The sequence below is a fragment of the Sphaerisporangium sp. NPDC049002 genome (assembly GCF_040649355.1).
GTDB lineage: Bacteria > Actinomycetota > Actinomycetes > Streptosporangiales > Streptosporangiaceae > Sphaerisporangium.
Genome location: NZ_JBEZFH010000001.1, coordinates 114673 through 135688, shown reverse-complemented (window position 1 = coordinate 135688; position 21016 = coordinate 114673). Strand labels below are relative to the sequence as shown.

The window sequence follows — 21016 nt, the reverse complement described above, 5'->3', positions numbered from 1 at the left end:
TGGAAGGTACTGTTCCCCCTGGTGGCGCCAGGACTGGTGGCGACGAGCATCTTCTCGTTCATCACCGCGTGGAACGAGTTCGTCTTCGCGCTGGCATGATGCGCACCCTCGCGCAGACGGGCAACGGCTGGATGACGTTCAAGGACGCCGCCAACCGGGCCTCCAACCAGACGGCCAGGCCCGGGAACGTCATCCACCTGTCCAACCTGTGCACCGAGATCCTTGAGGTGACCAGCGACGCCGAGACGGCCGTGTGCAACCTCGGCTCGGTCAACCTCGCCGCGCACCTGGTGGACGGCGGGGTCGACTGGGCCCGGCTGCGCTCCACGGTGGCGACGGCCGTCCGCTTCCTCGACCGGTCCATCGACCGGGGCTTCTACCCCACACCCGAGGCGGAGGCCGCCAACCTGCGCTGGCGGCCGATCGGCCTCGGCGTGATGGGCCTCGCCGACGTCTTCTTCTCGCTGCGGCTTCCCTTCGACTCGCCGGAGGCGCTCGCGCTGTCCACGCGGATCGCCGAGGAGATGGCGCTCGCCGCCTACTGGGCGTCCGCGAGCCTCGCCGAGGCGCACGGGGCGCATCCGTCGTACGCCGACACGCGCGCGGCCGGGGGAGTCCTGCACCTCGACCACTTCCCGGCGGCGAACCCGGTACACCCCGCCGAGTGGGCGGAGCTGCGCGAGCGCGTCGCGGTCACCGGGCTGCGCAACTCGCTGCTCCTGGCCGTCGCCCCCACGGCGACCATCGCCTCGATCGCCGGATGCTACGAGTGCGTCGAGCCGCAGGTGTCCAACGTCTTCAAGCGCGAGACGCTCTCGGGTGAGTTCCTGCAGGTCAACCGCTACCTGGTCCGCGATCTGCAGGAGCGCGGGCTGTGGACGCCGCAGGTCAGGGACGCGGTCAAGCGCGCCGACGGGTCCGTGGGCGAGATCGCCTCGGTTCCCGAGGACCTCAAGGCCCTGTACCGCACCGCCTGGGAGCTGCCGCAGAAGGCGCTGATCGACCTGGCCGCCGCGCGGCAGCCGTACATCGACCAGTCGCAGTCCCTCAACCTCTTCATGGCCACCCCGACCATCGGCAAGCTGTCGTCGATGTACGCCTATGCGTGGCGGTCCGGGCTGAAGACCACGTACTACCTGCGCTCGCGTCCGGCGACGCGCATAGCGCAGACCACCGTGGCCGCCGAGTCCACGGCAGGCTCCCCGTCGGCGTCCCCGTCGCCGTCCGCGCGCGGCGCGGACTCCGTCCAGACGTTCGAGGTCGTGCCCGACCTCGCGGCCGTCGCGTGTTCCCTCGAAAACCCCGAGATCTGTGAGGCCTGCCAGTGATGCTGCTCGACCCCGGAATGGACCTGACGCTGCGGCCGATGCGGTACCCCGAGTTCTACGAGCGGTACAGGGCCGCGATCCGCAACACCTGGACGGTCGAGGAGGTGGACCTCCAGTCCGACCTCGCCGACCTCGCGAAGATGAGCCCGGGGGAGCGGCACCTGATCAACCGCCTGGTGGCGTTCTTCGCGACCGGCGACTCGATCGTGGCCAACAACCTGGTGCTGAACCTGTACCAGCACGTCAACGCCCCCGAGGCGCGGCTGTACCTCTCACGGCAGCTCTTCGAGGAGGCCGTGCACGTGCAGTTCTACCTCACGCTGCTGGACACCTACCTCCCCGACCACGACGAGCGGGCCAAGGCGTTCGCGGCGATCGAGCACATCCCGTCGATCAGGGACAAGGCGGAGTTCTGCTTCCGGTGGATCGACTCGATCAACGGGCTCAGCCGCCTCGCGACCCGGCAGGACCGCGGGGCCTTCCTGCTCAACCTGATCTGCTTCGCCGCCTGCATCGAGGGCCTGTTCTTCTACGGCGCCTTCGCCTACGTGTACTGGCTGCGCTCGCGCGGCCTGCTGGGCGGGCTGGCGACCGGGACGAACTGGGTGTTCCGCGACGAGTCCATGCACATGGAGTTCGCCTTCTCGGTGGTGGACACCGTGCGGGCGGAGGAGCCGGATCTCTTCGACGACGAGCTGGGCGCCCAGGTGACCCGGATGATCGAGGAGGCGGTCGCCGCCGAGCTGGCGTTCGCCCGTGACCTGTGCGGCGAGGGCCTCGCCGGCATGAGCGCGGACCAGATGCGCGAGTACCTCCAGTACGTCGCCGACCGGCGCCTGGTGCGGCTCGGGCTGCCCATCCGGTACGGCACGGCCAACCCGTTCGCCTTCATGGAGCTCCAGGACGTGCAGGAGCTGGCGAACTTCTTCGAGCGCAGGGTGTCCGCCTACCAGGTGGCGGTGGAGGGCACGGTGAGCTTCGACGAGGTGTTCTGAGCCAATCTGATTTCCCCCAACCGATGGCACACGGTAGGAAAGACGACGAAGGAGGCGCCGTCCGTGTCATCAGCAGTCAATTGGGTTGTCCTTGTGCTCGTCGTGGTGGCGGCCATCGTGGCGGTGGAGCTGCTCAGGCGGCTGCTCAGATCCCGTCGCGTCAACGGCCGCTTCTCGCTGGCGGGCCCGATCGTCGAGCGGTGCACGTGGCCGGGGTTCGCCACGGCGGGCCTGGTCGCGTTCAACACCGGATTCGCGCCGGGCATGACCGGCGAGGACGCCTCCTACGCGGTGGAGCAGGGCGTCACCGTGCTGCTGATCGCGACCGTGGCCTGGCTGGTCATCCAGGCCGCGTACGCGGTGACGGACGTGGTGCTGGCGCGGCTCGGGACGATCGAGGGCGACGGCAACCGCAGGGCGCGCCGCATCCGCACGCAGATCACCCTCGTACGGCGGGTGGCCGCCGCCGTCATGATCGTGGTGGCCGCGGGGGCGATGCTGTTCAGCTTCCCGTCCGTGCGGGCTCTCGGCGCCGGGCTGCTGGCCTCGGCCGGGATCGCCGGCGTGGTGGCGGGCATCGCCGCGCAGTCCACGCTGAGCAACCTCATCGCCGGGTTGCAGCTCGCCTTCAGCGACGCCATCCGGCTGGACGACGCCGTGGTGGTCGGCGGCGAGTGGGGCCGGATCGAGGAGCTGACGCTGACCTACGTCGTCGTGCGGCTCTGGGACGAGCGCCGGCTCATCCTGCCGGTCTCGCACTTCACCACCACCCCCTTCGAGAACTGGACCCGCTACGAGAGCCGCGTCGTCGGGCACGTGATGCTGTACGTCGACTGGTCGGTGCCCGTCGAGGAGATCAGGGCGGAGCTGTACCGGCGGCTGCGCGAGCATCCGCTGTGGGACCAGAAGGACTGGACCCTCCAGGTGACCGGCATCCAGCCCAACGGCGTGGTGGAGCTGCGGGCGCTGATGAGCGCCTCCGACGCGCCGAGCGTGTGGGATCTGAAGTGCGACATGCGCGAGCACCTGATCGCCTACATCCGGGAGAACCACCCCGAGGCGCTGCCGCGTCTGCGCGTGGAGGACCTCCCGGGCGAACGGCCCGCCCGCTCCCGCGCGGAGAAGACCGCCGGTCCCCGCCTGGAGAACCTCACCGGACGCGCGGCGGGCCCTGGGGTCTGAGGTGGGCGCCGGTCGGCCGCTCAGTTGTTCGACGGCCTGAGCACGCGGGTGCCGCCCGCGATCAGCGCCGTGGCGAGGATCCAGCCCGACGCGATGAGGATGTTCGCCAGCCACTGCGTCCATCCCACGGGTTCCCAGGCGCCCCGCTGCTCGAAGACGCTCACCGGGACCAGCAGGTCGAGCGTGTAGGGGAAGGGGTGGAAGATCCGCCGCTCGTCCAGCCCCACCTGGGCGGGGGGATGGGTGGCGAAGACGGCCGTCCCGACGGTGAGCAGGAGGCCGAACCACACCCCGGCCAGCCAGGGGCGGTGCCCGTACCCGACGACCAGGTCGAGCAGGTAGCCCGCGAGCCGTCCCGGGAAGCGCATCGTGGAGCGCCGGGCCCGCTGCTTGGCGAGCAGGACCCCGCGCGCGTCCTGGTCGTGGCCGATCCTGCGGTACCACGCGGCGAGCTGCTCGTAGGGCTGCGGCCGGTAGCCCTGCGGGTCACGGGCCACCCAGGCCAGGCGGTCCGCGAGCGAGGTGCCGCCCCGCAGCGACTCGAAGGTGAGCCCGTTGAGGCGGACGTGCCCGGGGTAGGCGTCGGGGTGGTCGAGCAGGACGCCGATCCGCGAGTAGCCGAGGTTGATCTCGCCCTGTACCGACTCCGGGCGCAGGATGAGCTCGTCGACCTGCATGTGGCTGAGGTGCAGGCAGCGGACCGGGGCGCTCACCACGGCCCGGTCGAAGGAGAGCACTCCGGTCACCCGCGCCCCGCGCAGCCGTACGGTGCCCTCGGCGGTGAAGCCGGCGCTGAACTCCGCGCTGGACGCGTGCATGTGGTCGGCGTACACGGCGAGGGGGCCGGTGCCCTTGATCACCGCGCGCTGGAGGTAGAGGCCGCTGTTGAAGCGGGCACCGATCAGCCTGAGGCCGCCGGTGGCCCGCAGGTCGCGGAAGAAGGCGCCGCCGTCCACGGTCAGGCCCCCGGCCCACAGCGCCCAGTGGTCCTGGTCCCAGCCCCGATCGCGCTTCTCAGCCTCGGTCACTGTCCGGCTCCTGTCCTCCTTGAAGCTCTCGGAGGCGACGGAGGCGGGCTGGTCCGGCGCGAACAGGTGGGTACGGCTGAGGCGGAACTGGCCGGCGATGTGGGCGTTGTCGAGCCGTACTCCCGCGCGGATCGTGCACGCGTCCAGCTCGAACAGCCCGTCGACCGTGCAGCGGGCCCCTCGGATGCGGCGGATGTCGCAGCCGCGGAAGCGCAGGCCCTTGGCGGTCGCGTCGGTGAGGGAGACGATGCCCGACAGGTGGCAGTTCAGCAGGTGGAGCTTCGTGGTGATCGTCGCGTCCGAGAGGTCGAGCTCGCCGACGACGCGGGCCCCGGCGAGGCGCAGCCCCGCCACCTGACCTGGCCCCGCGGGATGCGCTCCGAGCATGAGCGCGGTGATGAGGCCAGCGCGGACGGTCCGCTCTCGCCCCCACCGCGCACCCTGCGCGGGGTCGTCGCGCCCGGCGTCACCGGTGCGCAGGTCGACCCACGCGCCCGAGGGATAGGCGTCCCACACCTGACGTTCCGCCGGCGTCAGCCGCCAGAATGGCCGTGATCTCCGCACATCGGGACCTTAGCGCGAGATAGAGCGCTTCGGCCGGGCAAGCCTGATCAAGCGGGCAGAAACCCCGGAGGGTGCTCGCGTGCTAGTCGGGCTCGATGTGCATCGCCCGCTCTTCGGCGGAAAGGTCGCCGTCGTCCGGTCCGACCTCCTGGGCGTACTCCTCGGAGTCGACGTCCGCGTGGGCGCCCTCGTCCGGGGCGACGAGCCGGTGTTCCTCGCGGGGCACGCGACCGCGTTCGGGCGCCTCCTGCCACACCCGCCGTGAGATGCCGTTCCGATCGTCGGGATCGTCCTCGGCGATCTCATGGCCGATGGGCAGGTTGTCCGTCCATTCCTCTATCTCGGTCAACTGCGCGTCATCGCCCATGTCATCGGGTCCGCGCGTGGTTTCGGTCATACCTGATGCCATACCCCTATCTGGCAATATCTTGCCCTCCGGCGGCCGTGAAATCGCTCGCCAGATCCTCAAGGGCTCGGGGGGTCACCTCTCGACGACCTCGTTCTTGCCGATCACGACCACGCCCTCCCTCGTCACGGCGAACCGGGAGCGGTCGTGTTCGAGGTCGAGCCCGATCCGGGCGCCGTCCGGGATGACCACGTTCTTGTCGATGATCGCCCGCCGGACGATGGCGCCCCTGCCGACCTTGACGGACCCCATGAGGACCGAGTCCTCGACCTGGGAGTGGGAGTGCAGCACGACCCCGGGAGACAGGATGGACCGCGAGGCCACGCCCCCCGAGACGATCACGCCGGGCGAGACGAGCGAGTCGACGGCGTGCCCCACGCGGTCGCCGTCGTTGTGCACGAACTTGGCGGGCGGCAGCGGGTCGTGGCCGGTGTAGATCGGCCAGCGGTCGTTGTAGAGGTTGAACACCGGGTGTACCGAGACCAGGTCCATGTGCGCGTCGTAGTACGCGTCGAGGGTGCCGACGTCGCGCCAGTAGCCCTTGTCGCGCTCGGTGGAGCCGGGCACGACGTTGTGGGCGAAGTCGTACACCTGCGCGCCGCCCGACTTCACGAACATCGGGATGATGTTGCCGCCCAGGTCGTGCTTGCTGCTGGGGTCGAGCGCGTCCTCCCTCAGCGCGTCGATCATCGCCTGGGTCCTGAAGACGTAGTTGCCCATCGAGGCGTAGACCTGGTCGGGGGCGTCCGGCAGGCCGATGGCGTCGGTGGGCTTCTCGCGGAACGCCACGATCCTGTGCCCGGCCGGGTCGGTCTCGATCACGCCGAACTGGTCGGCCAGCGACAGGGGCTGGCGGATCGCCGCGACGGTGACGTCGGCGCCGGACTCGATGTGCTGCTGGACCATCTGCTGGGGGTCCATGCGGTAGATGTGGTCGGCGCCGAAGACGATGCAGTGCTCGGGCAGCTCGTCGTAGATGAGGTTGAGGTTCTGGAAGAGCGCGTCGGCCGACCCGGCGAACCAGCGCGGGCCGAGCCGCTGCTGCGCCGGCACCGGTGTGACGTAGTTGCCCAGCATGGTCGACATCCGCCAGGTGCGCGTGACGTGCCTGTCGAGGCTGTGGCTCTTGTACTGGGTCAGGACGACGATCTTGAGGTAGCCGCCGTTGGTCAGGTTCGACAGGACGAAGTCGACCAGGCGGTAGATTCCTCCGAAGGGCACCGCCGGCTTGGCACGGTCGGCTGTGAGCGGCATCAGCCGCTTCCCCTCGCCACCGGCCAGCACGATAGCGAGGATTCTGGGCGTCGTCATGAGAGGACGTTACCCGGCTTTACCCTGCTAAACCTGCCGAAACACCGCCAAACGCTAAGGTTTATCCATGCGTGTTGATCTACTGAGCCGTGAGTACCCGCCCGAGGTGTACGGCGGAGCCGGGGTCCATGTCGAGTATCTCGCCAGGGAGTTGCGGAGCCTGGCCGACGTGCGGGTCCGGTGCTTCGGGGCCCGGCGCGACGAGGGCGGCGTGGACGCCTACCGCGTCCCCGGCGGCCTGGAGACCGCGAACCCGGCGCTCCAGGTGCTCGGCGTCGACCTGGAGATGGCGTCGGCGTGCGAGGGGGCCGATGTGGTCCACAGTCACACCTGGTACGCCAACTTCGCGGGTCACGTCGCCAAGATGCTGTACGGCACGCCGCACGTGGTCACGACCCACAGCCTTGAGCCCCTGCGCCCGTGGAAGGCCGAGCAGCTCGGCGGCGGCTACACCCTGTCCTCCTGGGCCGAGCGCACCGCCCTCCTCGGCGCGGACGCGGTGATCGCGGTGTCCGAGGGCATGCGGCGCGACGTGCTCACCTGCTACCCGGAGATCGCGCCCGACCGCGTGACCGTGATCCACAACGGCATCGACACGGGCGAGTACGCGCCTGACCGGGAAACCGGCGTCCTGCTCGCGCACGGCATCGACCCCGCCAGGCCGTACGTGGTCTTCGTCGGGCGCATCACCCGGCAGAAGGGCTTGGTCCACCTGCTCCGCGCGGCGCGGTCCTTCGCCCCGGACGCCCAGCTCGTGCTGTGCGCGGGCGCGCCCGACACCCCGGAGATCGCCGCCGAGGTCGCCGGGCTGGTCGAGGAGCTGCGCGGGAGCAGGGCCGGGGTGGTGTGGATCTCCGAGATGCTGCCGAGGACCGAGGTCATCCAGATCCTCACCCACGCCACCGTCTTCGTGTGCCCGTCGGTGTACGAGCCGATGGGCATCGTGAACCTGGAGGCCATGGCCTGCGAGACCGCCGTCGTGGCCACCGCCACCGGCGGGATCCCCGAGGTCGTCGCCGACGGCTCGACCGGCCTGCTCGTCCCCATCGACCAGGGGACCGACGGCGAGCCGCACGATCCGGAGGAGTTCGCGGACGCCATCGCCCAGCGGGTCAACGCCGTGCTGTCCGACCCCGAACTGGCCGCCTCGATGGGCAAGGCGGGGCGCCGGCGTGCCGTCGAGCACTTCTCCTGGCCCGCCATCGCCGCCCGCACCCAGGCGCTCTACGACAGCCTCAGAACAAATGCCGCGCAAGGTGCGTCTAACACGGTATGAAGCCATCCAACAACGCCAGACGTCTCGCCTTCGTGTCGGCCGTGGTGGCGGGTGTGGTGACCGTGTCGGCCGCGGCCGGTTCCTCCGCGGGGTCCTCTACGGCCACGGCCGGTTCCTCCGCGGGGTCCTCCACGGTCGCGGCCGCGGCCGGGCGGTGCCACACGGGTTCGCTCGCGGCGCGCGTCGGCGCCGTCTCGCCCGGCGCCGGGCAGCGGTACGCCCCTCTGGTGCTCACCAACAAATCCGCCAGGACCTGCTGGGTGTACGGCTACGTCGGCCTGATCATGATCGACGGCAGGGGCGACGTGCTGCGCACCAGGACACGCAGGGACGGGACCCAGCCGCGCCGGATCACCCTCCGGCCGGGAGCCGGGGCCTACGCCAAGACGCACTGGACCGTGGTGCCGACCGGGCGCGAGACCCGGTGCCCGGAGTCCGCACGGCTGATCATCCTGCCGCCCGACGAGGTCGACGCGCACCTGGAGATCCCCTTCAAGGCCGCCCCCTGCGACGACGGACGCCTCGACGTCTCCCCGATGGCCGCCGGCACCCACCTGTAGCCAGCGGTGATCATGGAGCCCGCGCTGGGTAAACTGGCGGCGTGCTTGCGATCGACCGGGTCAGGATGGCGTTCACCGACCGTCACGGAGGGGTGAGCGCCGGGCCGTACGGCACGCGCAACCTCGGCGGGTCGGTCGGCGACGATCCCGCGGCCGTCACGGAGAACCGCGCGCGCACCGCGAAGGAGCTCGGGCTCGACCCCGGCGAGGTCGTGTTCATGCGGCAGGTCCACGGCCGCGACGTGAGCTACGCGGCCGGGCCCTTCGGAGCCGACCCGCCCTCGCTGGACGGCGTCTTCACCGACCGGCCGGGCCTCGGGCTCGCCGTGCTCGCGGCCGACTGCGCGCCCGTCCTGCTCGCCGACCCCGTCGCGGGCCTGGTCGGCGGGGCGCACTCGGGCCGGGCCGGTACGGCGGCCGGCGTGGTGACCGCGCTGGTGGAGGCGATGCGCTCGCACGGGGCCGCCGACCTGGTCGCGCTGGTCGGGCCGCTGGCGTGCGGCGCGTGCTACGAGGTGCCCGAGGAGCTGCGCCGGGAGGTGGCCGAGGTGCTGCCGGAGGCGTGGTCGGTCAGCCGCGCGGGCACTCCGGCGCTCGACCTGCGGGCGGGCATCGCCGCCCAGCTCGCGAGGGCCGGGGTGACCGACGTACGGCACGACGACCGCTGCACCATCGAGACGGCCGGCCTCTACTCCCATCGCAGGGAGCGGCTGACCGGCCGGTTCGCGGGCTACGTCTGGCTTTCCGCCGATCACTGAGCCGGGCGCCCGATCGGGGTGACCAGGGCGAGGCCGGTGACGATCGCGGCGCTTCCCAGCATCGGCGCCGCTCCCGGGGCGAAGCCGGTGACCGTCAGCGTGAGCAGCCCCGCTCCCGCCAGCCCCGCCGAAGAGACGGCCCTCACCCACCCCGGGGTCCCGTACGACGTGGCGGGCGGCTCCTCGAAGCGGGCGAACAGCCTGATCAGCGGCCGTACGACGAGCACCAGGGCGGCGAGCCAGATCGGCCATCCGGCCAGCCAGGCGCCGCCGCCGGGAGAGGGGGTCGCGATGCCCAGCCCCACGACCGCCACGCCCGCGACCACGAACAGCGCGCTCATGTGCCACAGGTAGACGGTCATCATGCGCGGCCCGGCCCAGGTCACGACCCGCTTGACGGCGGGCCTGGCGGCCAGCCGCAGGATGGCGGGGCGCAGGATCATCGCCAGCCCGATCTGCCCGCAGGCCACGGCCAGCAGCGCGACGGTTGGCGGGGCCATGTTGGACATCGCGGCGCCCGGCATCCCGATCATGCTGCCCGGATACGGCCCGAAGGCCACAAGGACGACGGCGGTGGCGAAACCGCCGGCCGCCATCAGCCGATACCCGCCCAGCCGGCCGCTCGCGTAGAGGAATCCGAGCTGGTGTACCGCCAGCCAGACGAGCCCGACGTTGAGGAACCCGGCCGCCTCCGGCCCGGTGAACCTCACCACGTCCACCACGACCGCCCCCGCGGCCAGCGCGGCGGGGACGCGCCATCCGTACCGCTCACCGAGCCGGAGCAGGACCGGGGTGAGGACCACCGCGAGGAGGTAGATGGCGAGGAACCACAGCAGCTGCCCGGCCAGGCGGGCGGCCGTCTCCACCGGCTGTCCGGGCAGGCCGAGGGCGAGCAGCACGTGGGGGAGGGGGATCCACACCACCGCCAGCGGGAGCACCGGCCAGGCCAGGCGGCGGACGCGGCCCGCGAGCCAGAGCGGCTCGCCGCCCCCGCGTTCCAGGTGCGACCGGTGGCTGATCGCGTTGGCGGCCCCGCCCGCGAAGAAGACCAGGGGCATCACCTGGCTGATCCAGGTGATGGCGAACGCTCCGGGCGCGGTGAACGCGTTGCCCGTGGTGATTCGGCCCTCAGCGTAGGACAGGACCGGGATGCTCCAGTGCTCCAGCACCACGACGGCGATGCCGAAAAGCCGGAGCAGGTCGATGAAAACGTCGCGTCCGGGCCGCCCGTGGCGCGCGGGGGCGGAGGCGGGGCGGGTGACGCCTCCGCCGGTCACCTCGGCCTGGGGAGGCGCGATCGGGGGTCTGTCGAGCAGTGCAGGCACGGCGCACCTCGTATCGTCAGGGGGGAGCCACGGGAAATCAGGGGAAATCCGATGACCCGAGGCTCCCGCCGGAGGACATGCCGGCGCAGTGACGCATACGGGTGTCTTCAGGGGAGATCACATGACCGTTTCCGGTAGGGCTGGCCCTACCCCGGTGAGACCGGCGCACGGGGTCGAACGGGCCCCGTCGCGGCTCGTAGCTTGGTCGCCATGAGATCCCTCCTCAAGCACCTTGGCGCCGACACCCGTTACACCCTGCTCGGGTTACCCCTCGCCATCCTGAGCTTCAGCCTGCTGGTCGCCGGGTTCTCCGCGGGGCTCGGCACCGTCGTGGTCTGGATCGGGCTCCCCATCCTGTCCGTGACCATGTTGATCGCACGCGGTTTCGCCGACGTGGAGCGGCGCTGGCTCCCCGAGATCCTCGGCCGCCCGGTGGCCCGCCCCCGGTACAAGAAGCCCCCGGAGACGGCCGGGTGGGCACGCAGGCTGATCCAGCCGCTGGCCAACGGCCAGTCCTGGCTCGACCTGCTGCACGGCGTGGTGGTCTTCCCGATCGCGATCGTGACGTTCGTGGTGACCGTGACCTGGTGGGCGGTGACCGTGGCGGGCCTGCTGTACCCCTTGTACGGCTGGATCATCTCCAACATCCCCGGCAACACCCAGCTCCCCGAGCTGCTCGGGTTCGGCAGGGGCTACCTCACCGACAGTGCGTTCTACCTGGTCATCGGGGCGGTCTTCGCGATCACCCTTCCGGGGATCGTCAGGGGCGGGGCCCTGCTCCAGGCGGGGCTCGGCAGGGCCCTGCTCACCGGGGTGGCCGAGCTGCACGAGCGCATCGACGACCTCACCGAAGGACGAGCCGCCGCGGTGTCCGCCGAGGCCAGCGCCCTGCGCCGGCTGGAGCGGGACATCCACGACGGGCCGCAGCAGCGCCTGGTGTACCTCGCGATGGAGCTCTCCCGTGCCCAGCGCCAGCTCCAGAAGGACCCGGAGGGCGCTCACGCGACGCTGTCGGAGGCGATCACGGCCACCCGCGAGACGCTCGACGAGCTGCGGGCGCTGTCGCGGGGCATCGCCCCGCCGATCCTGAGCGACCGGGGGCTCGCCCCAGCGCTCGCCGCGCTCGCCGGTCGCTGCATCATCCCGGTCGAGCTCGACGTGCAGACCGTCGAGAGGTACACCGCCGTCGTCGAGAACTCCCTCTACTACGTGGCGGCCGAGACGCTGACCAACATCGGCAAGCACAGCAGGGCCGAGCTGTGCACGCTCGCGCTCAGCCGCGTGGGTGACACGCTGCTGCTCGCGATCGGCGATGATGGGGTCGGCGGCGCACACGTCGCCAAGGGCCACGGTCTTGCCGGTCTGGCCGATCGGCTGCGTGCCGTCGACGGCGAGCTGATCGTGCGGTCCCCGGCGGGCGGCCCGACATTGATCATTGCGGAGGTTCCGTGCGCGTAGTCGTGGCCGATGACGCCGTTCTCATCCGATCAGGCCTGGTGAGGCTGCTGGAGGAGTTCGGCTGCGAGGTGGTGGCCGCGGTGGGAGACGGCGACGCTCTGGTGAAGTCCGTCGCCGCCCACCGTCCCGACATCTCCGTGGTGGACGTCCGCATGCCGCCCAGCTTCACCGACGAGGGCCTGCGCGCCGCCGTCGAGGCCAGGCGCCGGGTCCCGGGCTCCCCGGTGATGATCCTCTCGCAGTACGTCGAGGTCTCCTACGCCGACGACCTGCTCGCCGACGCCCGGGGGGCGGTCGGCTACCTGCTGAAGGACCGGGTCGCCGACGTGGAGGAGTTCCTCGACGGGCTTCGCCGGGTGGCCTCCGGAGGCACCGTCTTCGACCCGCAGGTGGTGGCCCAGCTGATGGTCAGGCGTCGCAGAGACGATCCCCTCGGCTCCCTGACCCCGAGGGAGCGCGAGGTGCTCGGGCTGATGGCCGAGGGTAAGTCCAACCCCGCCGTCGGCCGCCAGCTCGTCATCACCGACGGGGCGGTGGAGAAGCACGTCAGGAGCATCTTCAACAAGCTCGGCCTGTACGCCGACGACGGCGACCAGCACCGCAGGGTGCTCGCCGTCCTCGCCTACCTGCGCTCCTGACCACCGGGGTCAGCCCGGGACGATCACGGTGATCGACGAGAACGTGTGACGGAACCCGAGGCGTTCGTACACGCGCCGCGCGGGGTTGCCGTCGCTCACGGCGAGGCCGAGCATGGGCAGGCCGTGCAGGGTGGCCAGAGCCAGGGCGCGGCGGAGCATGACGGCGCCGAGCCCGGCGAACCGCGGGTCGGGGGCGCGGAAGACGTCCAGGACCCACGGGCCGCCGAAGGGCGGACTCCCGTCGAGCTCGCCGACGACGACGCCCGCCGCCACCTGGCCCTCCCTCAGGAGCAGGCCGCCGCAGGGGAGCAGCCGGCCGTACGACCGACCGGCGAGCATCGGGGCGAGATCGCGCTCCAGCACGGTGGTGTCGTCGCCCGCGTTGTGGTCCGGATGCTCCGGCGGGTAGGCGCTCCGCCAGGCCGGGAAGACCTCCTCGGCCGGGACGGCGTCACAGGCGACCACGCCGTAGCCGGTCTCCGCCCATTCCGGCGGGGCGGGGTCGGCGCGCAGGTCGCGGGAGTAGACGTGGGCGTGGCGGAGGCGCCGCCCGCCGGCGGCCATCAGGCGCCGTCCGAGGTCCTCGTCGCCGGAGACGACCCAGCCCGCCATCTCGCGGAGGATGACCTCCACCGCTCCCGGCCCGAGCACCTCCGCGAGGTCGGCGTACGGACGCCCGGCGCGGGTGCCTTCGACATAGCTGAGTACCGGATGGCCCGCGGAATCGGTGATCGTGCGGCGGCTGAGAGTCTCCACGTCGTCAAACGTTAGAGCGGATCGCCGAGGTCAGGCCACTTGTTTTCGGGCGATAAGCGGTCGTCTAGCATTGCTTGTCTGATTTGTCCAGCAGTATTTACCCCGGATCGTGCAAAATTCAAGCGCGCCGAATTTCTGTAACGTTCTGGTACCAGCGGGGCTGCCGAGGCGCTAGTGTGATCGCGCGCGCAAATGTCCCGATAGATCCCGGTAGGCACCCAGCAGCACGTTGTCCGGTTTATGCCGGAACTGCGTTATCTGGCGGAGGACGGGATGAATCAAACGCGACATCGACGAGCTCCCCAACGGTCTCGATCACGGGCCCCAATCGTGGTCGGACTGTTCACGTCCACGTCGCTTCTGGCGGGGACCGCTCTCCTCGGAGCATCGGTCCTCGTCGCAGTGCAGCAGTTCCTCATCTTCTATGCGGGGGTGTTCACTCTCCTTGGACTGACCGGGACGGTGGTGGTCGGACTGGCCGCCACCGATCGCTTGATCCTCGCGGTACGGCACCGTGTGTTCATGCAGGGCCTGCACAGGGGTTTCGCCGTCGTGGCGGTCGGCTCCCTGATCACCCACGTGGTCCTGCAGATAATGAGAGGGCGCGTGAACCCCGCCGACGCGTTCCTGCCGTTCGGCGGATCCGGCTTCGCGGTCGGGCTCGGCACCATCGCCTCCGACCTGATGATCCTGGTGGCGGCCACGGGCGCCTTCCGCGGGCGGTTCGTGGGCATCAAATGGCCCTGGCTGTGGCGGGCGCTGCACGTCACGGCCTACGTCTCCTGGCCCGTCTCCATCGTGCACGGGCTCACGGCGGGACGGCCCGCCGCCGACTGGGTGACCATGTGCTACGTCGGCTCCCTCGCCGCGGTCGCGCTCGCCGTGCTCGTACGGCTGGTCGTGACCGTCGGTCCCAAGGACGGCCCCGTCGCCGCCCGCCCCGCGAACATCGGCCGCAAGGCGGAGCAGATCCGCGTGGACGACGTCTTCGACGAGGAGTTCTGGGTGACGTTGAGAAAGGAGGTGCGGCGATGACCACGTACGGAGTCCAGGATGTGTTCCGGATCGGGCCAGGTCGCCTGACCGCCGGCCTCGACAGCTCGCCGAGGCTCGACTACGACACCCACCGGCGGGTACACGGTCACATGCCCCGGCTGCCGATCGACGACCTGATCGCGCTGGCCGAGCTCGGTGACCTGCGCGGTCGCGGCGGCGCGGGCTTCCCGTTCGCCCGCAAGCTCAGAGCCGTGATCGACTCGGCCGGTCGCCGGGGGGCGCCTATCACGGTGGTGGTCAACGCCACCGAGGGGGAGCCCGCGGCCCACAAGGACAAGGTGCTGCTCACCCGGGCCCCGCACCTGATCCTGGACGGCGCCGACCTGGTGGCCAGGGCGCTGTCCGCCGTGGAGATCGTCGTGGGCGTGGCCCACGGCGGTCCCGGCGAGCGCTCGCTGCTCAACGCCATCCACGAGCGGGGCATGACGGACACCGTCCGGGTGGTCCGCATGCCCGACCGCTTCATCTCCGGTGAGGGCGGGGCGCTGGTCCGCGGCATCAACGGCGAGCGGCCCATCCCGCCCGGACGCAAGGTCCGCTCCAGCGACAGCGGCGTGGGCGGGATGCCGACCATGCTGTCCAACGCCGAGACCTACGCGCAGCTCGCCCTGATGGCCATGCTGGGCGTCGACATGTACTCCTCGGTGGGCCTCGCCTCCGAGCCCGGAACGGTGCTGCTGAGCGTCACCGGCTCGGCGCGCCGTCCCGCCGTCGTGGAGACGCCCACCGGGGTACGGCTGCGCGAGGTGCTCGACCTGTGCGACGCCACCGTCGGACAGGGAGTCCTGCTCGGCGGCTACCACGGCAAGTGGATGTCGGCCGAGGCGGTAGAGCGGGCGGAGGTGTCCCGCGCCGGGTTCGAGGCCCTGGGCGGAGCGCTCGGCGCCGGCATCGTGGTGCCGCTCGGATGGGACTCCTGCCCGCTGGGCGAGACCGCCCGGGTCGCCAGGTACATGGCGGGCCAGAGCGCCGGGCAGTGCGGGCCGTGCTACATGGGCCTGCCCGACCTGGCGCAGGCGTTCGGAGCCCTGGCCGACGGCACCGGGCACATCGAGGCGGTGCAGCGCGCCGCCGCGACCATGAGGGGGCGGGGCGCCTGCGGCCACCCCGACGGCACCGCGCGGTTCGTGCTGTCGGCCATCGACGTCTTCGCCGAGGACATCATGACGCACGCGGCGTACGGCACCTGCGGCATGCCGGTGCGCGGTGTGCTGCCGCTGCCGGCCGAGCCCTCGTCCCGCGCCGCCGAGGCGCAGCTGATCCTCGACTGGGCACGGTGCGAGGGCCACGGCCTGTGCTCCCTGGTCATACCCGAGCTGATCAGGCTCGACCAGCACGGCTACCCCGTGGTCAGCACCGCGTCCGTACCGGGCCGGCTGGAAGGCGACGCGCGCAGGGCGATCGAGATGTGCCCCGCGCTCGCGCTCCGGCTCACCCCGGCCCCGACCGAGAGCAGGCGGTAGGACATAGAAAGGATGGCTGTGTCCTCATCGTCCCCGTGCCCGTCGCGTGCCTCCGGGCCCCTCCCGGTGGCACGCGGATGCCCCGCGGCCAGGCGCCGTCGCCTGGCCCGCGCCCCCCTGTTTCCTCCCCGGTCAGGCGACGGGGATCGCCAGCAGGCGGACCCCGTCCTCCCTGCGTACCTCGAAATGGTCGATCTCGGCCTTGGTGAGGGCCGTGCCGCCCGTCAGGCGCAGCGGGTCGGGATGCCCGGCCACGCCGTACCCCTGCCCGGGTGGGATCCGCCAGCCGGACACGACGTCGGTGTCGCCGGACCGGGAGACGGCCACCAGGCTGCAACGCTCGGGCCCCCGCACCCCGGCGAGCTGGAAGGCGACCTCCGTGCCCCAGCCCTTGGCCACCATGCCGACCGAGCCGCTGACCCCCGTGTCGGGGCTGGTGCCCTCCCTGACGTCGGCCTTGGCGGAGCCGCTGGGCGCCGCCACGACCGTGGACGAGGGAGCCCCGCGCGGCCACAGCCGCGCCGTGGCGGTGCCGGTCGCCCCGATCACCAGGGCGGCGGCGACGCCGAGCCACATGGCCCTGCGGCGCCGGACCCGGGCCTCGGCGAGCTCGTCGTCCGGCCGTCCGGCGCGGGAGGCGGCCCGGCGATGGCTCCGGACGGGGGGCCTGCGCGGCGGATGAGGTGACCACAGGTCCCTCACCACGCCGGTGGGCGAGGATCCGTTCACGGCTCCGTTCGTCCTGTACCCGGTGCCGTTCACCGTGCCCGTGCCCGGGTCGTTCAGCGGGCTGAACACCGGGCCGGTCACCGTGCCCCGGGCCGCGTCGTCCACCGTGCCCTTCATGCCGCGCTTGATCACATCCAGCGCGTCGGGCAGCTCGTACATGTCCCGTAGCTCGTCCTGGCAGCTCGCGCAGTCGAGCAGGTGGAGATCGAAGGCCTCGGAGTCCTCCTTGTTGAGGACTCCGAGGATGTACGCGGCCACCTCGACGTGGGGGGGTGAATCCATGAGACCGGTCACCCCCTCTCCTTCATCGTCTTCTGGAGGGCGCGAAGCGCGTAGTACACCCGGGACTTGACCGTCCCGGGCGGAACTCCCAGCACCTCTGCCGCCTCATTGATCGTACGGTCGTGGAGGTAGGTCTGCACGAGCGCTTCCCGGTGTTCCTCCGAGAGGCTGTACAGGGCCTCCGATACCACCATCGCCGACAGCATCGGCTCAGACCCGTCGGGAATGGCGACGCTGTCAAGCCTGTCAGGTTCGACCTCCTGCGGACGCACCGATCGCTGCCGGTGGGCGTCGATGACGATCCTGCGGGCCACGGTCATGAGCCACGCCCACAGGAGGCCGGGCTCCCTGTTGAGCTTCCCCGCGTTCCGCCACGCGCGAAAGACCGTCTCCTGTACGACATCCTCTGCCCATTGCTGGTCGCCTCCAGTCAATCTGCGCACATTGCGGAGGAGGGGACCGCCGAACTCGCGGTAGAGCGTTGTGACCAGCTGCTCTTCCGAGTCGTCGTGGGCTTCCTCCGGTCGGGACCGGACGCTGCGGTGACGCTGCACAGGCACATGGTGGCAGCGCATCACCCGTCACGTGAGCAAATTCGGCAACTTCCGTAAGATTCGAAAATCTCACCACATTGGTTGAACCATCGGCGATTTCCCCCCGTACCTCCTCCTGACAAGCGCGCCGGTAGGGATCCGGGACACGAAAGGGAGAGGGCATCGGTGAACCGACTTCAACTCAGGTCCATGCGGCTCGTCGAGGTTCTCGCGGCGCTGACCTTCCTGGTCATCGCCACGGTGGCGGTCTTCATGATCGCGCCGAACGCCGTCACCTCGGCCAGCGGGGACTCCCCGGCCGACTGGACCGACACCGAGTCGGGCCCGCTCGGGCCGGCCGACCGCGACTTCCTCGTTCGAGTGCGGCAGGCGGGGCTCTGGGAGATCCCGACCGGGCAGCAGGCGCAGCAGCGGGCCGGGAGCACGCGGGTCAAGGAGGTCGGTCAGATGCTGGTCGCCGACCACACCAAGCTCGACGAGCAGGTGCGGGCCCTCGCCGCCAAGCTGAACGTCGAGCTGCCGAGCACGCCGAACGAGGACCAGCAGGGGTGGATGGCCGAGCTGTCCACCAAGACGGGCCAGGCCTACGACAAGACCTTCGCCGACCGCCTGCGAGCGGCGCACGGCAAGGTGTTCGCGGCGGTCGCCCTGGTCCGCGCGGGCACCAAGAACTCCGAGATCCGCGCTTTCGCGCAGGTCGCGGTCGACGTGGTCATGAAGCACATGACCCTCCTCGAAAGCACGGGCAAGGTCGACTTCGCGGCGCTGCCCACACCCCCGCCTCCCTCCCCTAACCCCTCCAAATAGGGGACGAAGGCGTCCAGAGAGCCATCTGTTTCACCCAGGCACCGCGTCGACCGCGACCGGCGCCGCCGAACCCCCGGGACCGGCGGCCGATCGGCGGGGGATCCACCTCCCTCTCACCGATCGGCCGCCTCGGGGTTTCCGCCTCACCCCGGTCCGTAGACGTCCCAGAGCTGACCGACGAAGAACTTCCCGAACCGGACCAGCGCGGCGACGCCGTGCGGGCCCTCGGTGTCGAAGCTCTTCAGGGTCGCGGCGAGGTCCAGGGGCTGGATGCGCAGCGTCCCCGCGCCGTCCACCACCGCCCCGTCGTCCCCGCCCTCCGGCACGTGACCCCGCAGCAACCGCGTGTACAGGGTCGAGGTGTCGAGCCACAGCCGTGTGGCGGGCCCGTGGTGTACGTCCTTCCAGCCGGCCAGGGTGCGGGCCTGGCCCTCGTGGTCGGTGAACCACAGCCGGTAACGCATCTCGCGCCGGTCGGGAGTGTCGCCCGGCGCGAAGAGGTTGAACCATCCTCGTTCGATCGGACGCCTGCCCCCGCAGAAGGCGGCGTCGATCCATCCCTCGGCCCGGGCGAGGTGCTCGGGCTCGGACAGGAAACGGTCCACATCGTCGACGTCGATGGTGAGCCGGAACGAGAACCGGTCACCGTCGGATCGTCCGGTCAGGCCACCGGAACGGGGGTCGGTCACGCCGAGGGAGACGAATCCGGCCATCTTCTCGGTGAACGACAGCGAAGTACGCTCGGCGGGCTCGCCCGCCACGAGGCTCAGCGCCTCCTCGGACAGGGCGGTTTCCACCCCTCCGGTTCCCACGGTCATTCGAGCCTGTCCTTCTTTCCTGTGCTGTGTTCCCACAGGCCGTTTTTCGAGCAGCCGGGTACACATGCGGTCGGCGAGCGCCGCTATGGTCAGCGACGGGTTGGCGCCCACAGGCCCCGGCAGGGCGGCGCCGTCGGCGACGTACAGCCCGGGATGGTCGAAGACCTCGCCGTAGGCGTCGCAGACGCCCTCGCCGGGGTGACGTCCCATCGGCACGCCGCCGAGCGGGTGAACCGTGATGATGCGTTTCCCGAGCCACGCGGGCAGGCCGGACTGCTCGGCTCCGAGCACGTCCGAGATGCGCCGCATGGTCGCGCGCAGGCGGTCGAAGTACTCCTCGCTCGCCTGCGAGCTCCATTTGACGTCGAGCCTGCCGTCGCGCAGCCGCAGCTCTCCGTCGGGTACGTCCCTGCCCATGCCGAGCAGCGGAAGGGAGCTTCCCGAGAGCTCTCCGTCGCCGACCAGGCCGGCGATCTCGGCGGACAGGTTGGTGTCGTGCGTGACGAAGGCGCGCAGGCGGTCGGCGATGAAGCGGGCGGCGCGCCGGATCTCGTGCCCCACGTCGGCGCCCTCGACCAGCCAGTCGATGAAGGCCGGGTATCCGCCGTCCTCGATGTAGGCGCCCCTGCCGGTCTCGCGCGTGCCGTCGGCGTCGTCGGGCAGGCGGATCGCGCTCGTGATGACCGGGCCCCGGCTGGCGTTGATCGTGCGGGTGCGGCTGCGGTCCTTGGCCCGCAGCAGGAACGTGAGCAGGTCGCCGTTGCCGGAGAACCGGCTGCCGAGCGTGCCGCTCAGCCCGGGGAGCCGCGCGCGGCTCCGCAGCAGGAGGTACGTCGTGCCGTACGTGCCGGCCGCGAGCACCAGCCGGTCGCAGCTGATGACGCGCGGGCCGCTCTCGGGGTGGTACCGGCGGTAGCTCACCTCGTAGCCGCCGCCCGCGCGCGGCCGGATCGCCCGCACCTCGTGGAGCGTGCGCAGGTCGGCGCCGTGGTGGCGGGCGGCGGAGAGGTAGGTGTGGTCGAGGCTGTTCTTGGCCCCGTCGTTGCAGCCGATGTCGCACTCGCCGCACAGCCGGCAGGTGCGGCGAGGCACGCCGTGCAGGTTGCCGTACCCGGGCTCGGCGATGGGGAGCCCGAGCCCCGGCTCGGCGCCCCTGATGGGGGAGAAGCTGATGGCCAGCGGCGGGAGCCGCCAGTCGAGCCCGAGCTCGGCGGCGGCGTCCTGCATGGCCCTGGTCTTCGGGGTGTCGGAGTAGACGGGGTGGTCGAGAGGGTACGGCGTGGCGCCGATCATCTGCTCCACCGCGTCGTAGTGGGGGTCGAGATCGGCCCGTGCCACCGGCCACGACTCGTACCCGCCCGCCGTCATCGGCTCCTCGTGCACGAACCAGCGCTCGTCCTTGCGCATCATCACGTTCGCGTAGATGAGCGAGCCTCCGCCGAGGCCGCTGGAGACCACCGAGTCGCAGCCGCCGAAGCTCCACACGTCGTACATGCCGTAGTGGCCCTCTTTGGGATCCCAGAAGGCCCTGCCCATCTCGGCGGGGCTGCGCGGGAACATGCCAGGCGCGTAGGCGCGGCCCCTCTCCATCACCACCACCGACAGCCCCGCCGAGGCGAGGCGGTACGCCGCGACCGAGCCGCCGAAGCCCGAGCCCACGACCAGCGCGTCGACATGCTCACTCTCGCGGGCGCCCGCGTGCGCCCCTCTCGCTGTGCTCAT

General features: G+C 71.1%; 19 protein-coding genes and 1 pseudogene. 12 read left to right on the top strand and 8 right to left on the bottom strand.

Annotation, left to right across the window (positions count from 1 at the left end; genetic code table 11):
• The 4 genes and pseudogenes from AB0B89_RS00690 to AB0B89_RS00675 form a co-directional block, all read left to right on the top strand.
• Window positions 1-93 (top strand): annotated as a pseudogene (locus AB0B89_RS00690) (carbohydrate ABC transporter permease); the annotation flags it as partial.
• 5 nt (window positions 94-98) lie between these two features.
• Window positions 99-1328 (top strand): ribonucleoside-diphosphate reductase subunit alpha, encoded by a 1230-nt coding sequence (locus AB0B89_RS00685; protein ID WP_358546030.1) that lies wholly within the window; start codon window positions 99-101, stop codon window positions 1326-1328.
• Window positions 1328-2323, top strand: coding sequence for a ribonucleotide-diphosphate reductase subunit beta (locus AB0B89_RS00680; protein WP_358546028.1), 996 nt, complete (start codon window positions 1328-1330; stop codon window positions 2321-2323). Before AB0B89_RS00685 ends, AB0B89_RS00680 begins: the two co-directional genes overlap by 1 nt.
• 63 nt (window positions 2324-2386) lie before the next feature.
• On the top strand, window positions 2387-3505 hold the full coding sequence (locus AB0B89_RS00675) for a mechanosensitive ion channel domain-containing protein (protein WP_358546027.1): 1119 nt from the start codon (window positions 2387-2389) through the stop codon (window positions 3503-3505).
• Between the two features lie 20 nt (window positions 3506-3525).
• Here AB0B89_RS00675 and AB0B89_RS00670 read toward each other — a convergent pair whose 3' ends face one another.
• From AB0B89_RS00670 to glgC, 3 genes are all read right to left on the bottom strand, one after another.
• Window positions 3526-5097 carry a hypothetical protein gene (locus AB0B89_RS00670; protein WP_358546025.1) on the bottom strand — a complete coding sequence of 524 codons (1572 nt, stop codon included), beginning with the start codon at window positions 5095-5097 and terminating at the stop codon, window positions 3526-3528.
• An 82-nt stretch (window positions 5098-5179) separates the two neighbouring features.
• A complete protein-coding gene (locus tag AB0B89_RS00665; protein ID WP_358546023.1) occupies window positions 5180-5494 on the bottom strand; it encodes a DUF5709 domain-containing protein in 315 nt (104 codons plus the stop codon).
• Between the two features lie 84 nt (window positions 5495-5578).
• Window positions 5579-6814 (bottom strand): glucose-1-phosphate adenylyltransferase, encoded by a 1236-nt coding sequence (gene glgC / locus AB0B89_RS00660; protein WP_358546022.1) that lies wholly within the window; start codon window positions 6812-6814, stop codon window positions 5579-5581.
• 67 nt (window positions 6815-6881) lie between these two features.
• Here glgC and glgA point away from each other — a divergent pair, with 67 nt between their 5' ends.
• From glgA to pgeF, 3 genes are all read left to right on the top strand, one after another.
• Window positions 6882-8090 (top strand): glycogen synthase, encoded by a 1209-nt coding sequence (gene glgA, locus AB0B89_RS00655; RefSeq protein ID WP_358546019.1) that lies wholly within the window; start codon window positions 6882-6884, stop codon window positions 8088-8090.
• Window positions 8087-8650, top strand: a complete 564-nt coding sequence (locus tag AB0B89_RS00650; protein WP_358546017.1) for a DUF4232 domain-containing protein — start codon at window positions 8087-8089, stop codon at window positions 8648-8650. The genes glgA and AB0B89_RS00650 overlap by 4 nt, the downstream gene beginning before the upstream one ends.
• A gap of 65 nt (window positions 8651-8715) precedes the next feature.
• A complete protein-coding gene (gene pgeF, locus AB0B89_RS00645) occupies window positions 8716-9408 on the top strand; it encodes a peptidoglycan editing factor PgeF (protein ID WP_358546047.1) in 693 nt (230 codons plus the stop codon).
• Here pgeF and AB0B89_RS00640 read toward each other — a convergent pair.
• Window positions 9402-10733, bottom strand: a complete 1332-nt coding sequence (locus AB0B89_RS00640; protein ID WP_358546015.1) for an acyltransferase — start codon at window positions 10731-10733, stop codon at window positions 9402-9404. The genes pgeF and AB0B89_RS00640 overlap by 7 nt on opposite strands.
• A 210-nt stretch (window positions 10734-10943) precedes the next feature.
• Between AB0B89_RS00640 and AB0B89_RS00635 the strand changes: the two genes are divergently transcribed.
• Both AB0B89_RS00635 and AB0B89_RS00630 read left to right on the top strand, forming a co-directional pair.
• Window positions 10944-12191 carry a sensor domain-containing protein gene (locus AB0B89_RS00635; RefSeq protein ID WP_358546012.1) on the top strand — a complete coding sequence of 416 codons (1248 nt, stop codon included), beginning with the start codon at window positions 10944-10946 and terminating at the stop codon, window positions 12189-12191.
• On the top strand, window positions 12182-12829 hold the full coding sequence (locus AB0B89_RS00630; protein ID WP_358546009.1) for a response regulator transcription factor: 648 nt from the start codon (window positions 12182-12184) through the stop codon (window positions 12827-12829). Before AB0B89_RS00635 ends, AB0B89_RS00630 begins: the two co-directional genes overlap by 10 nt.
• A gap of 9 nt (window positions 12830-12838) precedes the next feature.
• On the opposite strand, the gene AB0B89_RS00625 is transcribed toward AB0B89_RS00630, so the two are convergent.
• Entirely contained in the window at window positions 12839-13585 is a 747-nt protein-coding gene (locus tag AB0B89_RS00625; protein WP_358546007.1) for a GNAT family N-acetyltransferase, read from the bottom strand.
• Between the two features lie 330 nt (window positions 13586-13915).
• Here AB0B89_RS00625 and AB0B89_RS00620 point away from each other — a divergent pair, with 330 nt between their 5' ends.
• Together AB0B89_RS00620 and AB0B89_RS00615 are read left to right on the top strand one after the other, a co-directional pair.
• Window positions 13916-14620, top strand: coding sequence for a hypothetical protein (locus tag AB0B89_RS00620; protein WP_358546005.1), 705 nt, complete (start codon window positions 13916-13918; stop codon window positions 14618-14620).
• Window positions 14617-16104 carry an NADH-ubiquinone oxidoreductase-F iron-sulfur binding region domain-containing protein gene (locus AB0B89_RS00615; protein ID WP_358546003.1) on the top strand — a complete coding sequence of 496 codons (1488 nt, stop codon included), beginning with the start codon at window positions 14617-14619 and terminating at the stop codon, window positions 16102-16104. Before AB0B89_RS00620 ends, AB0B89_RS00615 begins: the two co-directional genes overlap by 4 nt.
• Window positions 16105-16236: 132 nt before the next feature.
• Here the strand turns inward: AB0B89_RS00615 and AB0B89_RS00610 are convergent, their stop codons facing one another.
• Together AB0B89_RS00610 and AB0B89_RS00605 are read right to left on the bottom strand one after the other, a co-directional pair.
• Complete coding sequence (locus tag AB0B89_RS00610) at window positions 16237-17115, bottom strand: zf-HC2 domain-containing protein (RefSeq protein WP_358546000.1); 879 nt, start codon at window positions 17113-17115, stop codon at window positions 16237-16239.
• A gap of 8 nt (window positions 17116-17123) precedes the next feature.
• The gene (locus AB0B89_RS00605) at window positions 17124-17606 is read right to left on the bottom strand and encodes a sigma-70 family RNA polymerase sigma factor (RefSeq protein ID WP_248963397.1); all 483 of its coding nucleotides are present in this window, start codon (window positions 17604-17606) and stop codon (window positions 17124-17126) included.
• Window positions 17607-17834: 228 nt separating this feature from the next.
• Here AB0B89_RS00605 and AB0B89_RS00600 point away from each other — a divergent pair, with 228 nt between their 5' ends.
• Entirely contained in the window at window positions 17835-18476 is a 642-nt protein-coding gene (locus tag AB0B89_RS00600; RefSeq protein WP_358545999.1) for a DUF4142 domain-containing protein, read from the top strand.
• A gap of 143 nt (window positions 18477-18619) precedes the next feature.
• On the opposite strand, the gene AB0B89_RS00595 is transcribed toward AB0B89_RS00600, so the two are convergent.
• Window positions 18620-21016, bottom strand: coding sequence for a GMC family oxidoreductase (locus AB0B89_RS00595; protein ID WP_358545997.1), 2397 nt, complete (start codon window positions 21014-21016; stop codon window positions 18620-18622).

Coding starts and splice junctions, on each gene's coding strand:
- AB0B89_RS00685 (WP_358546030.1), top strand. CDS start 99: ATGCGCACCCTCGCGCAGACGGGCAACGGCTGGATGACGTTCAAGGAC.
- AB0B89_RS00680 (WP_358546028.1), top strand. CDS start 1,328: ATGCTGCTCGACCCCGGAATGGACCTGACGCTGCGGCCGATGCGGTAC.
- AB0B89_RS00665 (WP_358546023.1), bottom strand. CDS start 5,494: ATGACCGAAACCACGCGCGGACCCGATGACATGGGCGATGACGCGCAG.
- glgC (WP_358546022.1), bottom strand. CDS start 6,814: ATGACGACGCCCAGAATCCTCGCTATCGTGCTGGCCGGTGGCGAGGGG.
- glgA (WP_358546019.1), top strand. CDS start 6,882: ATGCGTGTTGATCTACTGAGCCGTGAGTACCCGCCCGAGGTGTACGGC.
- AB0B89_RS00650 (WP_358546017.1), top strand. CDS start 8,087: ATGAAGCCATCCAACAACGCCAGACGTCTCGCCTTCGTGTCGGCCGTG.
- pgeF (WP_358546047.1), top strand. CDS start 8,716: ATGGCGTTCACCGACCGTCACGGAGGGGTGAGCGCCGGGCCGTACGGC.
- AB0B89_RS00635 (WP_358546012.1), top strand. CDS start 10,944: ATGAGATCCCTCCTCAAGCACCTTGGCGCCGACACCCGTTACACCCTG.
- AB0B89_RS00615 (WP_358546003.1), top strand. CDS start 14,617: ATGACCACGTACGGAGTCCAGGATGTGTTCCGGATCGGGCCAGGTCGC.
- AB0B89_RS00610 (WP_358546000.1), bottom strand. CDS start 17,115: ATGGATTCACCCCCCCACGTCGAGGTGGCCGCGTACATCCTCGGAGTC.
- AB0B89_RS00595 (WP_358545997.1), bottom strand. CDS start 21,016: ATGAGCACAGCGAGAGGGGCGCACGCGGGCGCCCGCGAGAGTGAGCAT.